Genomic DNA, 15,020 nt, shown 5'->3' on the forward strand with positions numbered 1-15,020 from the left:
CGGGGTGGAGCAGCCCGGTAGCTCGTCAGGCTCATAACCTGAAGGTCACAGGTTCAAATCCTGTCCCCGCAACCAACTTTATTTGCATAGCCTCCACGGCCTCCGCCGCGGAGGCTTTTTGCGTTTTGCGCCGAATGCATGGCAACGGCGTCTCGGACAATACCGGCCCGCGCCGCCCGATCGCCAGCTCAGTGGCTTCTGTCGGCGGCACTATCGAAGGGTAATAGGGCAGCGGTTCGCCACCTCCGCGTCCAGCGCGTATCCCGACAAGAATCTGCCGGGTCTGCCGGCACCGTCCCTCTTGGGAGGGCTATGACGGTCTAGGCGGCGGACACATGCATACCGAGCTGCGCTCCCAGCCACTTCGGCTGCCGTTGAATCTCGAGAACGCGCCCCTTCCCGCCGGGCGGCTGTCGTGACCCATGTGGCACGGACCGATTGTGCGCCGCAGATGCTGCAGGATTGGCAGTGGAGGACCGAGATCGATCGCGGCGGAAGCAGCCGTGCCGCGCGACGTCGCCGATCGGTTGGAAGGTGCCGTATGCAAGCACCGCTCACTGGTTTTGAACAAACGCTTAGACCTGTCCGGCGAATTGCGGCGGCAGATCAGTCTAGTGAGCATGATCGGCGCGAGGCGTGGAGGCCTGTTCGATGGCGCAGCTCGATCGCCGAGATGTTGATGGTGTCGTTTGCCGATGCGCAGCGCAAGGTAAATGGACGCCAGCCGATTTGCCGGGTCTTATCAAGCCCCCAGTCGTCTCATCATGCTCGCACAGCCGGAAGCGTCGTGCGGCACAGGAAGTCGCGTCGGCCTCGACGCGATGACGCGCGGGCGTAGCGCCTGCGTGTACTGGGCGTGTACGCGAGCAGGCGCAGGCCCGTGTCTAGCGACAGCTGCGGCGCCCGGGGAGGGCGATGCAAAGCGTCCCACGCCAACTTTCGCGGCGTCATAAGCGCGATCAACGATGATGTGCCGCTCACGGCGCAGGGCGGACGAAGGTGATCGTCACCGGCCCGCTGCTAGGCACTCCGCGCCCAAGCCCGCCCATGCTCGTCCATCGAAGCGGCGGCAGACCGGATCAATAGGGTGGGGCCCGACGCTCGCGCTGAGCGCGGGCGGCCTCCGTCCACCAGGCGAGATCATCGGCGAAGCGCGGGAAGGCATGGGCGAGGGCGCCGCCGCCATCGCCCGCAGGCTCTCCGGCCGCGTCGAAGGCATGGCCGATGCCTCCCACCGCAATCGTGCTGGATACCACTACCATGCCCATCTCCGACAGGATGCCGTGCCAGGCGAGCCCGGCGCGTGCACCGGCGAAGCGACCGGCCGAGTAGCTGACGATCGCCGCAGGGCGCCAGTACCATTCTTCCAGGAAATAGTCGGTGAGATTCTTGAGACCGGGCTGGACGCCCCAATTATATTCCCCGGTAACGACCACGAAGGCATCGGCCGCCCTGATCTTCGCCGCGAGCGCCTCCAGCGCGGGCGGCGCCTCGCCCTTTGGATATTCCTTGTACATGCGGTCGAGCATGGGCAGGCCGATGGCGCGGGCGTCGACCAGTTCGGCCGATGCGCCGCGTGCGGCGAAGGCGCGGACCAGCCATTCGGCCAGGCGGATCCCTTGCCGATCGGAGCGATAGGAGCCGTAGAAGATCATGATTCGATCGCCCATCGCGACGTCTCCTTGTGATGCCTCAATGTCGTGCGAAACCACGGGGCGGGCAACCACCCCGTGGTCCGTCGTGGATCAGCCTTCGATGAAAGCGAGCAGATCGGCGTTGATCCGCTCCGCGTTGGTGACCGGCATGCCGTGCGGAAAGCCAGGGTAGGAGATGAGCTTGGCGCCCTTCACGATAGCCGCCGACATTTTGCCCGTGGTGGCGAACGGCACGACCTGGTCATCCTCGCCATGCAGGACCAGGGTCGGTACGTCGACCGCCTTGAGATCGTCCGTGAAGTCGGTCTCGGAGAACGCTTTGATGCCGAGCGTATGGGCCAGCGCCGCCCCCATCATGCCCTGTCGCCACCAATTGAGCCGCACCGCTTCCTTCACCTCGGCACCCTCGCGATTGTAGCCAAAGAAGGGCAGGGTGAAGTCATAGTAGAATTGCGAACGGTTGGTGGCGGTCTGTTCGCGCACCATGTCGAACACGTCCATCGGCACACCTTCGGGGTTGGTGTCGGTCCTGATCATGATCGGGGCGACCGCGCTGACCAGTACCGCCTTGCTGACCCGGCCCGGTTTGGTGCGGGCGACGTAGCGGGCGACTTCGCCACCCCCGGTCGAATGGCCGACATGGACCGCATCGCGCAGGTCCAGTGCATCGGTCAGCGCGATGACGTCGGCGACGTAGGTGTCCATGTCGTGGCCGTCGGCCGACTGCGTCGAGCGGCCATGGCCGCGGCGATCGTGGGCGATGACGCGATAGCCCTTCTGTACGAAGAACATCATCTGCGCGTCCCAGTCGTCCGAACTGAGCGGCCAGCCATGGTGGAACATGATGACCGGGGCGTGTTTCGGGCCCCAGTCCTTGTAGTAGATTTCGGTCGCGTCGGCGGTGGTGATGAAGGGCATGGGAAATATCCTTTCGAGCTGGAAAATGCGCGGTACCGGACGGATCGGTCAGGCGGCGTCGACGAGCACGATCTCGGCATCGTCGATCGCGGTGACGCGGAGCACGGCCTCGTCGGCGATGGCGGCACCGTCGCGTGCGTCGAGCCGCGTGCCGTTGACCTCGATCGCGCCGCTCGCGGGGACGAGGTAGCCCTGACGGTCGGCGCCGAGCGGATATTCGGCGGTCTCGCCCGCCTTCAGCGTGGCGGCGACGATGCGCGCATCGGTGCGGATCGGCAGCGCGTCGCCATCGTTCGTGAAGCCGCTCGCCAGCGTCACGAACTGTCCGGAGCGTTCGCCCTTTGGGAAGGGCTTGGCCCCCCATGACGGCGCCTCGCCGCGCGTCCTGGGTTCGATCCAGATCTGGAAGATGCGGGTAATGCCCGGCTCCTTGTTGTATTCCGAATGCCGTACGCCCGAGCCTGCGCTCATCACCTGCACGTCGCCGGCCTCGGTACGGCCGATGTTGCCGAGCGAGTCCTGATGCGTGATCGCGCCTTCGCGGACATAGGTGATGATCTCCATGTCGGCGTGCGGATGCGGCGGGAAGCCGGTGCCGGGCGCGATCGTATCGTCGTTCCAGACGCGGATGCCGCCCCAGCCCATCCGGGCCGGATCATAATAGCTGGCGAAAGAGAAGTGGTGCTTGGCGTCGAGCCATCCGTGGTTGGCGCCACCGAGGCTTGCGAAGGGGCGACGGTCGATCATGGTTCGGTCTCCTGAAGGAGCCTGTTGCTCCGATGACCTGAAGATGCAGCACGATGGCACTTGACGAAACGGCAAGGCCGGCATCTCATCCTTTCCGAAAATGATGAAGCGTCTTCCCGATCTCGAAGCCTGGGCGATCTTCGCCAAGGTCGCCAAACACGGCTCGTTCTCGCGCGCGGCGCGCGAGATGGGCATGTCCGATCCCACCGTCTCCAAAGCGATCGCGCGACTGGAGGCGCGCCTCGGCCTGACGCTGATCGCACGGACATCCCGGCGTATCGCGCTTACGGACGCGGGCCGTGCCGCGGTGGAGCGCGCGACGCGCATATTGAGCGAAGGCGAGGCGGCCGAGGACGAAGCCGGCGAACAATCCAAGAGGCCTCGCGGTCGCGTTCGGATCAGCGCACCGCTCTCGTTCGGTATCGCCTACCTGGGCGCGATGCTGCCGGCCTTCCTCGAGGCCTACCCGGAGATCACGGTCGATTTCGCCTTGAGCGACCGCAAGGTCGATCTGGTGGCGGAGGGGTTCGACGTGGCGCTCAGGATCGCAAGCCTGGATGATTCCTCCTTGCTGTCGCGCCGGCTCTGCACGGTGCGACTGCTTCTGGTGGCGTCCCCCGACTATCTCGCGCGTCACGGCATGCCGACGCATCCGGCGGAGCTAAGCCGGCATTGTGCGCTGGCCTATACCGGTGGTGCATCAAGGATGTGGCGCTTCACGCATCCGACGTTCGGGGAGGAGACCGTCGAGCCACCCGTGCGGGTCTGGACGGACAATGCCGACCTGTTGAACCCGGCTCTCGTCGCCGGCCAAGGGCTTGCGATCCAGCCCGAATTCCTGATCTGGCGCGAGCTGCGCGACGGGCAGCTGGCGGTCGCGATGCCCGAATGGTCCGTGACGTCCCTGGGGCTCCACCTCGTCATGCCGCCAAGCCCGCTGCGCCCGCTCCGGGTCCAGGTTCTGGTCGACTACCTTGCTCGCGAGCTCGCGCAGGCCCCATGGGCATCGCGTTGAGCGTCATGCCGCGCCTCCCATGACCAAGCGCCTGTTGCCGGGAATCGTCTGGCGCCCGATCCACGTGCGCGGAGGCGGCGCCGGCTATCGGGCCAATCCGAGTGGCTCAGTCCGCCCGCGCTTCGACGAGCGCCCGCACCTTCTCCGCGTCGGCCTCGGTCGCGGGATTGTAGACGATCATGCCGAGTTCGGGCCGCCCCTCCACCGCGAACGACGAGAATTCGAGCTGCACGCGCCCCGCGTCGGGATGGTGGATGCGCTTCACGCCCTCGCCGTGCGCGACGACATCGTTGTCGCGCCACAAAGCGTCGAACTCGTCGCTGACGCGGCATAGTTCGTCGACGAGCCTCGCGGCCTCCGAACTGCGGTTGGCGCCCGCTCGTGCCATGTCCGCGCGAAAGGCGCCGACGACGAAGCGCGCGACGCTCTCCCAATCCTCGTTGGCCTTGCGACCGCGGCCGTTCACGAACATCAGGCGCAATATGTTGCGCTGATCGCGGGGCAACGCGGCATAATCGGTGAGCAACGCCGCGGCCGCCCGGTTCCAGCCCACCACATCCCACATGGCGGTCTTGATGATCGCGGGGCTCAGCCTCATGCCGTCGAGCACGCGCTGCAGCCGCGGCGTGATGCCGTCGACCGGACGATAGCGGGTCTCGGGCGGGCGGCCGAGGCCAAGCATGTAGAGATGCTCGCGCTCCGGCTCGGTCAGCATCAGCCCCTTGGCGATGCGGTCGAGCACGTCAGCCGACGGCGCGCCGCCTCGACCCTGCTCGAGCCAGGTGTACCAGGTCGGGCTGATGTTCGCGCGGGCGGCGACCTCCTCGCGGCGAAGACCCGGCGTGCGCCGCCTGCCGCCGGCGAAGCCGAATGCCGCCGGATCGAGCCGCACGCGCCGGTCGCGCAGATAGCTGCCGAGCTGATTGGCCGGTTCACTCGCCATGCCGCATCCTGTTGACGTTTATACCACGATAAGCTCACTACTTTAACAGGTTGCGGCGATCGGCGATATCCTTCTCTCGATATCAAGAGGAGGCATTTCATGCGCGTGTTCCTGACCGGCGCCACCGGCTTCATCGGCTCGCACATCGTTCCCGAACTGCTTGCCCGCGGCCATGAGGTGCTCGGCCTCACGCGATCCGACGACGGTGCCCGGCGTCTCGAAGCGGCCGGCGTCGATGTCCACCGCGGTGACCTGGAACGGCCCGAGACGCTGGCCAGCGGCGCGGCTGCGGCCGATGCAGTGATCCATTGCGCATTCGACCACAATTTCGCGACCTTCCTCGACAACACGAAAAAGGACGAGCGCGTCATCGCCGCCATGGGAGAGGCCCTGGCAGGAACGGAGAAGCCGATCCTCATCACGTCGGGAGTCGGCACGGGCACGCCGCTGAACGGCGGCGAGGCGATGGAGGACGTGCTCAACCCGCGCCATGCCAACCCGCGTATCGCGACCGAATTGGCCGGCGCGGCGCTCATCGCGCGGCGGATCGACGTGCGCACCATCCGCCTGCCGCAGGTCCACGACACGACCAGGGCGGGTCTCATCACGCCGCTGATCGCCGAGGCGCGGCGGGCCGGCGCTATCGCCTATGTCGGCGAGGGCAATACCCGGTGGGCGGCCGCGCACGTCAGCGACGTCGCCAGGCTCTACGTCCTGGCGCTCGAGAATGGCGAGCCCGGCGCGCGCTACAACGCCTCGGTCGAGGAGGGCGTCTCCGCGCGCGCCATCGCCGAGGCGATCGGCGAGGGCAGCGGGCTGCCGGTCTGCTCGGTCGATGGCGGAGAGGTCGAACGCTATTTCGGCTGGATGGCGCCGTTCGCTGCGCTGGACATGGCGGCATCCAGTGCCTGGACGCGAGCACGGTTGGCATGGGAACCGAGCGGCCCCGACCTCCTGACCGACCTTGCGGCTATGGACTATTCCGCTTTCGTCTAGGGCTGATGACCAGTGGCGGTCCTGCCGCCCCGAAGGGCTATGCCGCTTTTCAAGGGGTGACAGGCCCAGCGCCGTCCTGTCGGGGGGCAAGTGGGAGGGAGGGCCTACTGACGCGCGCCACCGCAAGGCTGCACGAAGTAGCGTGCAGCCAAGATTAGCTTCGCCCTCCGGCCATGCAAAGGCGCTACTATGGCCCCATGACAGCGCGACATCCGCTCGACTTTCTCTGGTTTCTGCCCTCCGGCGGCGATTCGCAGCGCTTCGCCTCGCCGCAGACCGATCGGCCGCCCGATCCGGCGTATCTCCGCGAGATCGCCACCGCGACCGATCGACTGGGATATTATGGCGTGCTGCTGCCGACCGGGCCGATGTGCGCCGACGCCTGGATCACCGCGGCGTCGGTCGCGCCGTTCACCGATCGGCTTAGGCTGCTCGTCGCCCTGCGGCCGGGGCTGACCGCCCCCGCCGAAGCCGCGCGTCAGGCTGCCGCGCTCGACCGGCTCAGTGGCGGACGCGCCCTGCTGAACGTCGTCACCGGCGGCAATCCCGACGCGCTCGCTGCCGACGGGCTCTTTCTGGACCATGACGCGCGCTATCGCCAGACCGACGAGTTCCTCGATATCTGGCGCGCGCTCGCGCGGGGCGAGACGGTCGACCGTGACGGCGAATTCCTGTCGATCGCGGGTGGAAGGCTGCTGTTCCCCTTCGTCCAGGCGCCGCACGCGCCGATCTGGTTCGGCGGCTCTTCCGGCGCGGCGCGCGGTATCGCCGCGCGGCATGCCGACACCTATCTGATGTGGGGCGAGCCGGCCGATCAGTTGAAGGACGTGATCGCCGACGTGAGGGCCCGGGCTGCGGCGCTGGGCCGTACGCTCCGCTTCGGTGTCCGTCTCCATTTCGTGGTCCGCGAGACGGAGGAGGCGGCATGGGCGGCCGCGAACGATCTGATCCGCGACGTCACGCAGGACCAGATCGCGCAATTCCAGGCCTATCTGGCGAAAAGCAGCGATTCCGTCGGCCAGTCGCGCATGCAGGCGCTGCACGGCGGCGCGCGGTGCGCGCTCTAGATCCGTCCCAACCTCTGGGCGGGTATCGGTCTGGTGCGGACGGGGGCGGGCACCGCGCTGGTCGGTGACCCGGCCACCGTCGCGGCGCGTCTCGAGGACTATGCCGCCGCGGGCATCGATACGGTGATCGGTTCAGGCTATCCGCACCTGGAGGAGGCCTATCGCGTGGCCGAACTGTTGTTCCCCCACCTCAACCTGCCGGACCGGCGCGTCCGGACCTTGCCTCCCGTCCGGCCGATGCTCGACACGACGGCCGATGGCCGCGCCACCGCCATCCGTGCGACCTGAGCGCATGCGGCCCCGTCGCGAGGCGACCGCGCTATGCTTCATGCCCGGGGCCGGCTAGGGGGCGGACCGTGCAGGGATGGATCCTCTTCTTCCATGATCTCGAACCCGGCATTCCGGAGGTGCCGGAGATCCTGCGGTTTCGCGAGGCAGCGGGGCAGCTTGGCATCGCGCTGGCCGTCTACAAACCGCAGCTGTTCGATCTGATCGTCGGCGGCGGGCATGACGATTGGTCGCTGCGATACGACGGCCTTCCCGTGCAGCGGCCCGACTTCGTATTGTGCCGGACGGGAGCGGAGACGGATTATTCGACGCTCGCCCTCCTGCGCCAGCTGGAGCGCCGGGGGGTCAGGCTGATCAACGGCGCGACCACGATCGAGCTCGTCGCGGACAAGCTGCATACGATGCAGAAGCTCGCGCGCGTCGGCCTTCCGGTGCCGCGGACGATGCTGGGCAGGTTTCCGTTCGACGCGGCGCTCGTCGAACGCGAACTCGGCTTCCCGGTGATCGTCAAGACGCTGCAGGGCACGCGCGGTGCCGGCGTTCTGAAGTGCGAGGACCGAGCGCAGTTCGAGGATCTCGCCGGCCTGCTCGAAAGTGCGCGCGCGCAGGCGGACTTCGTGCTGCAGCATTACATTCGCGCCAGCCACGGCCGCGACGTCCGCATCCTGGTCGTCGGCGGGCGGGTGGTTGCCGCGATGGAGCGCCGCTCGCTGACCGGCGGTTTCAAGTCGAACGTATCGCTCGGCGGTATCGGAACCGCCTATAATCCGCCGCCGGAGATGGCCGACATCGCAATCAAGGCCGCGGCCGCGCTCGACCTTGACGTCACGGGCATCGACATCCTGTTCGACGAGACGGGCTACCGGATCTGCGAGGCCAATTCCGCCCCGGGCTTCCAGGGGCTGGAACGGGCAAGCGGCGCCGACATACCGGCGATCATCCTCTCCTGGATCCGCGACACGCAGGATCGCGCGCCTGGCACGCCATCCGCGCGGGCAGAGGAAGGGGCGATCGTCGACCTGGTCTTCGCGGGCCGCTCCCGCCTCGATCAGCTCGTCGACACGAGCGCGAGCTACGATCGTTTCGCCATCGCCATCGGCTGGCGCCTCATCGGCGCGGGCCTGTCGGCGCTGGGCCATGCGACCCTGCCGCGCATCCTGATCGATCGACGCGGCGGCCGCGGGCGGCTGCTGCGCGGACTGTACGAGGATCGCGCGGTGCCGGTGCAGCAACTGCTCGAGCAGGACGAGCAGGAACGGACGTTGATCAGCGTGCTCGCGGTGGCCGTCTGGGCCGCGATCATGCCCTGGCTCGCCGGCGCGGAATCGATGATCAGCGGCATGCTCTCCCTCGTTGCGCTGCTCTTTCCGGCAACCTTCCTGCTGACGGCGCCGGCTGGCCGGGCGCGGCGCTTGCTCCAGAAGCCGGGTGCCGAGGCATGACCGAGATGCTGGCCGCCATCCCTTGGGCGACTTTGCTGCCCTTCGTGGTCATCGGCTTCGTCGCCCAGGCGATCGACGGTTCGATCGGCATGGGGTTCGGCGTCGTGACGAACAGTGCGCTCATGCTTCTGGGGATACCGCCGGCGCTGGCGAGTTCGACCGTCCGGACCGTCGAGAGCTTCGCCAGCGGGGCGTCGGGTCTGAGCCACGCGCTGCGCGGCAACGTCGACTGGGTGCTGTTCGCGCGCCTCGCGGTGCCGGGGATCGCAGGCGCGGTCGTCGGCAGCTGGCTGACCATCCACCTCGGGGCGATGCTGCTCCGACCGGTGGTGTTCGCCTATCTCGGCGTGCTCGGTCTGTACCTGCTGTGGCGGGCGCCGCGGCGACCCCATACCTACAGGACGCTGCGGACGGTCGCCCCGGTCGGGTTCGTCGGCGCCCTGGTGGACGCCACCGGCGGCGGATGGGGGCCGTTCGTGTCCGGCAACTTCCTGGCGCAGGGTGGCAATGTGCGCACGGTGATCGGCACGGTGAATGCGGCGGAGTTCTTCGTCACCATCACGGTATTGGCGAGCTTCATCGGCACGTTGGGCGTGCAGGCCTTCACGACGGCGGCGAGCGGCCTGCTCGTCGGAAGCCTCGCGGCGGCACCGATCGGTCCCGCGGTGGTGGCGCGGATCGATCCCAAGACCTTGCTCAAGATCGCCGGCGCGTTTCTCGTGGCGAGCAGCCTTTACGGCTTGTCGGCGCTGATGATCGCGCGGATACCCGTGCTGCATCGTTTCTGAACCTCGGTCCGCGCCGAGCGAACCACACCGGGACCGGGCCTTCGCCACGCGCCGACGGCGTGGAACGGATGCGCTGAAGGCCATCGGCACCTGCCGAGGCCGCGGCGACGCACATCGCGGTCGATGCCGGATCGGCCGGTGCTATAGGGTTTGCGACAAGGCGCGAAAGACTCGCGCTGCCGGAGCAGGATGAACGATGACCCAGGCCTTTATCTGTGATGCGATCCGCACGCCGATCGGCAGGTTGAACGGCGCGCTGTCGACCGTCCGGGCCGACGATCTGGCCGCCGTGCCGCTCCGCGCCCTGATGGACCGCAACCCGGGGGTGGACTGGGCCGCGGTCGACGACGTCCTGCTCGGCTGCGCCAACCAGGCGGGCGAGGACAACCGCAACGTCGCGCGCATGGCGACGTTGCTCGCGGGCCTGCCCGAGGTGGTGCCCGGCGCGACGATCAACCGGTTGTGCGGGTCCGGCCTCAATGCCGTCGGCAGCGCGGCGCAGGCGATCCGCAGCGGTGACGCCGAGCTGCTGATCGCCGGGGGCGTCGAGAGCATGACCCGCGCGCCCTTCGTCATGGGCAAGGCGCACACGCCGTTCGACCGCGCGCAGAAGCTGGAGGACACGACGTTGGGCTGGCGCTTCGTCAACCCCAGGATGCGCGAAGCCTTCGGCGTCGATTCGATGCCGGAGACGGCGGAGAATGTCGCGGAACAGTGGCACGTCACCCGTGCGGACCAGGATGCGTTCGCGCTCGCGAGCCAGCAAAAGGCCGCGGCCGCGATCGCGAGCGGGCGCATGGCCGCGGAGATCGTCGCGGTCGACGTGCCGCGGGCAAAGGGCGATCCGATCCGCTTCGACACCGACGAGCATCCCCGCGCGACCAGCCTGGAGGCGTTGGCGGCGCTTAAGCCGGTCGTGCGCGCCGGGGGGACCGTCACCGCGGGCAACGCATCGGGCCTCAACGACGGCGCGGCCGCGATGCTCGTCGCGAGCGAGGCGGCGGCGGCACGCCATGGCTTGACGCCGCGTGCGCGCGTGCTCGGTATGGCGTCCGTCGGTATCGCACCGCGGATCATGGGCGTCGGCCCGATCGAGGCGGCCCGCAAGCTGTGCCGCATCACCGGCATCGACCTGAAGCAGCTCGACGTGATCGAGTTGAACGAGGCGTTCGCCGCCCAGGCGATCGCGACCTTGCGGCACCTGGAGATTGCCACCGACGATCCGCGCGTCAACCGCAACGGCGGCGCGATCGCACTGGGGCATCCGCTCGGCATGTCGGGCGCACGCATCGTCATGACCGCTGTCGAGGAACTGGCGCGCATCAACGGCCGCTACGCGATGGCCTTCATGTGCATCGGCGTGGGCCAGGGGATCGCCTTGATGCTGGAGCGCGCCTAGCCACGCGTCGGTCGCCCGTATCGCGGAGCGGCGCTGCCGCCCTGTTGGCTGGTGTCCCGACGTGCCAGGGCCTAATATGGCATCATGCATGTGTCGCGGCCTGATGTTCCCGCTGCAAGGCTGCCGTCGTGGCGCCTGGTGGCTGCCGCCTTCCTGCATTTCGCCATCCTCGCCTATCTCGTCGTCGTCGTGCCGCTTTCACTGCTGCTGGCACCGAGCGGGGGCGGCGTCGCAGGCGTGTTGGCGCTCGGATTGAAGCTGAGCGGCGTTTTCCTCGTCGGCTTCCTGCTGATCGGCATCATGGCCACGATCATAGCCGGGCTCATGGATGGTCGTGCCCGCCGTCGCCTGCGACGCCGCTCGTCGGGCGCAGCGGACATCGCGCGCGATCGTATCGCGACCGCGACCGGGCCGCATGGCGTCGCCATCGACCCTGAGTCGCGGCGCTTGCTGGCGTCGATCGCCGCCCGCGGCTGGATATACGACGACGACCGCTATCAGGCGTGCGCGCGCGATCTGGATATCGTGGTCCGTACGGCCGTCGCCGCGCTGTCCGAAGCGGCGGGCGAACGGCACGCCGCGGTCGCGACCGAGACCGCGGTCGCGCTGGGCCTTATCGATCAGGCACTTGCCGAGCTCGATCAGGCACGAGCAAGTGCCGCCGCCGACCAGGCCCGTGCCGCCGCACTGTACGTCCAGCAACGATACGGCGCTTCCGATTTCGCTATCAAGCCGGATTGAAGAGGCGTAAGTAAGAGGCGGGCGCTCAGGGGGCGCTCGTCACAGGTCCCAAGGACACCTTCATCAGATGGCAAATACTTTCGTGCTCGGCGCCGCGGCTGTCGTGGCCCTTGTCGTCGTTTGTCTTTTTATCGCGTCGCGCATGGTGCGCTATGTCGGAAACAACCGCGTCGCGATCGTCGAAAAGCTATGGAGCCGCAACGGCTCGATCACCAGCGGCCTGATCGCCCTGAACGGCGAGGCGGGATACCAGCCCGACGTCTTGCGCGGCGGCTATCATTTCTTCGTGCCGTTCCAGTACAAGGTGCATGCGCAGCCCCTCGTCACCATACCGCAGGGGCAGATCGGCTATATCTTCGCGCGCGACGGCGCGCCGCTCGGCCCGACGCAGACGCTGGCAAGCAACGTCCGCGCCGTCGACTTCCTCGATGTCCGGCGCTTTCTTGCGGATGGCGGGCAGAAGGGGCCCCAGCGCACGATCCTGCGCGAGGGCACCTATGCGATCAACCTCGCGCAGTTCGTCATCATCACGCGCGAACAGATCTATGGCCTGATGCTGGAGGCGAACGACCCGCAGCTGTTCGCGGAGATGCAGAACGTCATCGAGAGCCGTGGCGGCTTCCAGGCGGTCGTGATCAAGGACTCGGCCGACCAGATCGGCATCGTCACGGTGCATGACGGCCCAGCGCTGACCGCCGATCACATCATCGCGCCGGAGGTCGGCACGGATCAAGACGATCCCGCGACCTTCCACAACAGCTTTCAGGACCCGGAGAAGTTCATCGCCGCCGGTGGCCGTCGCGCGCGCCAGCTGCAGGTGCTCGTCGAGGGCAGCTATTTCATCAATCGCCTGTTCGCGACCGTTGAGATGGTCGCCAAGACGGTGATCGAGGTCGGCCATGTCGGTGTCGTCATCAGCTATACGGGCGACGACAGCGCCGATACGTCGGGCGACGACTATCGTCATGGCGAGCTCGTCCCGCGCGGATCGCGCGGCGTCTGGTCGGAGCCCTTGCTGCCCGGCAAATATGCGTTCAACACCTACGCGGGCAAGATCCTGATCGTGCCAACCACCAACTTCATCCTGAAATGGGATGAGGATGTGACGGGCCAGCACAAGCTGGACGAGAATCTGAGCCAGGTCTCGCTCATCACCCGCGACGCGTTCGAGCCGACGCTGCCGCTCTCCGTCGTGGTCCACATCGACTATCGCAAGGCGCCGCTCGTCATCCAGCGGTTCGGGGATATCAAGAAGCTGGTCGAGCAGACGCTCGATCCGATGGTATCGGCCTATTTCAAGAACGTCGCCCAGAAGAAGACGCTGATCGAGCTGCTGCAGGACCGGTCCGACATCCAGGAACTGGCGGGTGCCGAGATGCGCGCGAAGTTCGGCGCCTATAATCTCGAGCTGCAGGAGGTGCTGATTGGCACGCCACGCGCGACGGCGGGTAACGACCAGATCGAGAAGGTGCTGCAGCAGTTGCGCGAGCGCCAGGTGGCGGAGGAGCGTGTCGCGACCTACGAGAAGCAGCGCATCGCCGCGGAGAGCGAGAAGGCGCTCAAGGAAGCGCAGGCGCGCGCCGAACAGCAGACAGCGATCACCGGCTCCGAACTGCAGATCCAGGTGCAGGAAAATCAGGGCAAGGCGGCGCTGAAGCGGGCGACGCAGGAGGCGGAGCAGACGCGTACCATCGCACGCGCCGAGGCGGATCGTATCCGCATCACCGGCGAGGGCGAGGCGGCGAAGGTCGTCGCGCTTGCCGCCGCCGAGGCGGATCGCATCACCAAGACCGGTCTCGCCACCGCCGAGACGATCGAGAAACAGGCGGCGGCGTCCGGAGGCGCACAGTATCAGCTGACGCGTCAGGTGATCGAACGGCTCGCCGACGCGCTCGAGAAGTCGGGCGTGGATATCGTCCCGCGCGTCCAGATCAGCACCGGAGGCGCGGGTGGCAACGACGGTGCCAACGGGCTTCAGGCGTTGATCGGGATGCTATTGTCCGAAAAAGGCTCGTCGCTGCTCGCCGGGCCGGCGGTGGCGAACGATCGCGAACGCCATTCCGTGGCCGCCAAATAAGACGGCCAAAGCCGATGCAGGGGCCGGCGGCCGACGCGCCGGCCCTTGCAATGCCGCGGTTCGTCCGGCCACACAGCGGATGACCACCTTCCGCCCGGCCCGGGCGCGGCGGGTTGCAGGAGAGGCTTCATGTCGCTGGCGCTCTATGCCCATCCCTTCTCTTCCTATTGCTGGAAGGTGCTGATCGCCCTTCGGGAAAAGGATCTCGCGTTCGAATATCGCAATCTCGAGGAGCCTGGCGCAGCCGAGGCGATGGCCGCGCGCTGGCCGATCGGCCGGATGCCGGTGCTGGTGGACGGCGAGCAGACCGTCGCCGAGTCGAGCATCATCATCGAACACCTCGATCTGCGGCACCCGGGCGCGCGCATGATCCCGGCGGATCCCGAAGCGGCGCTGGCGGTGCGGTTCCTCGACCGCTTTTTCGATCATTATGTGATGACGCCGATGCAGCAGCCCGTCGCCGAGAAATTGCGCCACGGCGATCGCCTCGACAGCGTGCGCGCCGAAAGCGGCAAGGCGCTGGACAAGGCGTACGCCTGGCTGGACGCGACACTGGGCGAGCGTATCTGGGCCGCCGGCGATACGTTCGGCCTCGCCGACTGCGCGGGCGCACCCGCGTTGTTCTACGCCGACTGGGTTCATCCCATTCCGGCGGAACGCGCTCAGGTGCGGGCCTATCGCGAACGGTTGCTGGCACGCCCCGCGGTCGCGCGCGTGGTGGACGATGCGCGCCCCTATCGCAGCTACTTCCCGCTTGGCGCCCCCGACAGGGACTAGAGACCGATCCATGTAGGGTGAGGGCCGGCACCGTCTCGACCCAGCCTGGCTGGATCGCGCCCTGGGATCGCGACACGCGGCGGGTTCGTGCGCGAGCCGGGGGCGTTGCCCCGGCTCTTCGGGTGCGCGATGGTGCCTGGTCCTGCATCGATCACAGTTCGAGACCG

Annotated in this window: 14 protein-coding genes; 10 read left to right on the top strand and 4 right to left on the bottom strand. The window is 67.5% G+C overall.

Annotated features, from left to right (window positions below):
• Nucleotides 1-1,079: 1,079 nt before the first annotated feature.
• The 3 genes from IQ292_RS16785 to IQ292_RS16795 form a co-directional block, all read right to left on the bottom strand.
• Nucleotides 1,080-1,670, bottom strand: coding sequence for an NADPH-dependent FMN reductase (locus IQ292_RS16785; RefSeq protein WP_203311480.1), 591 nt, complete (start codon nucleotides 1,668-1,670; stop codon nucleotides 1,080-1,082).
• A 75-nt stretch (nucleotides 1,671-1,745) separates the two neighbouring features.
• Nucleotides 1,746-2,573 (bottom strand): alpha/beta fold hydrolase, encoded by an 828-nt coding sequence (locus IQ292_RS16790; RefSeq protein ID WP_203311481.1) that lies wholly within the window; start codon nucleotides 2,571-2,573, stop codon nucleotides 1,746-1,748.
• A gap of 48 nt (nucleotides 2,574-2,621) precedes the next feature.
• Nucleotides 2,622-3,320 carry a pirin family protein gene (locus IQ292_RS16795; RefSeq protein ID WP_203311482.1) on the bottom strand — a complete coding sequence of 233 codons (699 nt, stop codon included), beginning with the start codon at nucleotides 3,318-3,320 and terminating at the stop codon, nucleotides 2,622-2,624.
• 100 nt (nucleotides 3,321-3,420) lie between these two features.
• Between IQ292_RS16795 and IQ292_RS16800 the strand changes: the two genes are divergently transcribed.
• Complete coding sequence (locus IQ292_RS16800) at nucleotides 3,421-4,335, top strand: LysR family transcriptional regulator (RefSeq protein ID WP_238941202.1); 915 nt, start codon at nucleotides 3,421-3,423, stop codon at nucleotides 4,333-4,335.
• Nucleotides 4,336-4,441: 106 nt separating this feature from the next.
• On the opposite strand, the gene IQ292_RS16805 is transcribed toward IQ292_RS16800, so the two are convergent.
• On the bottom strand, nucleotides 4,442-5,278 hold the full coding sequence (locus IQ292_RS16805; RefSeq protein ID WP_203311483.1) for a helix-turn-helix transcriptional regulator: 837 nt from the start codon (nucleotides 5,276-5,278) through the stop codon (nucleotides 4,442-4,444).
• A gap of 99 nt (nucleotides 5,279-5,377) precedes the next feature.
• Between IQ292_RS16805 and IQ292_RS16810 the strand changes: the two genes are divergently transcribed.
• The 9 genes from IQ292_RS16810 to IQ292_RS16850 all read left to right on the top strand — a co-directional run bounded on the left by IQ292_RS16810 (nucleotide 5,378) and on the right by IQ292_RS16850 (nucleotide 14,853).
• Nucleotides 5,378-6,274: an SDR family oxidoreductase gene (locus IQ292_RS16810; protein ID WP_203311484.1), complete on the top strand. Its 897-nt coding sequence runs from the start codon at nucleotides 5,378-5,380 to the stop codon at nucleotides 6,272-6,274.
• 197 nt (nucleotides 6,275-6,471) lie between these two features.
• Nucleotides 6,472-7,341, top strand: coding sequence for an LLM class flavin-dependent oxidoreductase (locus tag IQ292_RS16815; protein ID WP_203311485.1), 870 nt, complete (start codon nucleotides 6,472-6,474; stop codon nucleotides 7,339-7,341).
• Nucleotides 7,342-7,374: 33 nt separating this feature from the next.
• A complete protein-coding gene (locus IQ292_RS16820; RefSeq protein ID WP_203311486.1) occupies nucleotides 7,375-7,629 on the top strand; it encodes a hypothetical protein in 255 nt (84 codons plus the stop codon).
• Between the two features lie 68 nt (nucleotides 7,630-7,697).
• Nucleotides 7,698-9,071 carry an ATP-grasp domain-containing protein gene (locus IQ292_RS16825; protein WP_203311487.1) on the top strand — a complete coding sequence of 458 codons (1,374 nt, stop codon included), beginning with the start codon at nucleotides 7,698-7,700 and terminating at the stop codon, nucleotides 9,069-9,071.
• Nucleotides 9,068-9,859, top strand: coding sequence for a sulfite exporter TauE/SafE family protein (locus tag IQ292_RS16830; RefSeq protein WP_203311488.1), 792 nt, complete (start codon nucleotides 9,068-9,070; stop codon nucleotides 9,857-9,859). Before IQ292_RS16825 ends, IQ292_RS16830 begins: the two co-directional genes overlap by 4 nt.
• A gap of 196 nt (nucleotides 9,860-10,055) precedes the next feature.
• Nucleotides 10,056-11,258 (top strand): 3-oxoadipyl-CoA thiolase, encoded by a 1,203-nt coding sequence (gene pcaF, locus IQ292_RS16835; RefSeq protein WP_203311489.1) that lies wholly within the window; start codon nucleotides 10,056-10,058, stop codon nucleotides 11,256-11,258.
• A gap of 138 nt (nucleotides 11,259-11,396) precedes the next feature.
• A complete protein-coding gene (locus tag IQ292_RS16840; RefSeq protein WP_203311490.1) occupies nucleotides 11,397-11,999 on the top strand; it encodes a hypothetical protein in 603 nt (200 codons plus the stop codon).
• A 67-nt stretch (nucleotides 12,000-12,066) separates the two neighbouring features.
• A complete protein-coding gene (locus IQ292_RS16845; protein WP_203311491.1) occupies nucleotides 12,067-14,076 on the top strand; it encodes an SPFH domain-containing protein in 2,010 nt (669 codons plus the stop codon).
• A gap of 129 nt (nucleotides 14,077-14,205) precedes the next feature.
• On the top strand, nucleotides 14,206-14,853 hold the full coding sequence (locus IQ292_RS16850) for a glutathione S-transferase family protein (RefSeq protein ID WP_203311492.1): 648 nt from the start codon (nucleotides 14,206-14,208) through the stop codon (nucleotides 14,851-14,853).
• The last annotated feature ends 167 nt before the right edge of the window (nucleotides 14,854-15,020 follow it).

Origin of the sequence: Sphingomonas beigongshangi, from assembly GCF_016820445.1 — a bacterium.
GTDB lineage: Bacteria > Pseudomonadota > Alphaproteobacteria > Sphingomonadales > Sphingomonadaceae > Sphingomonas > Sphingomonas beigongshangi.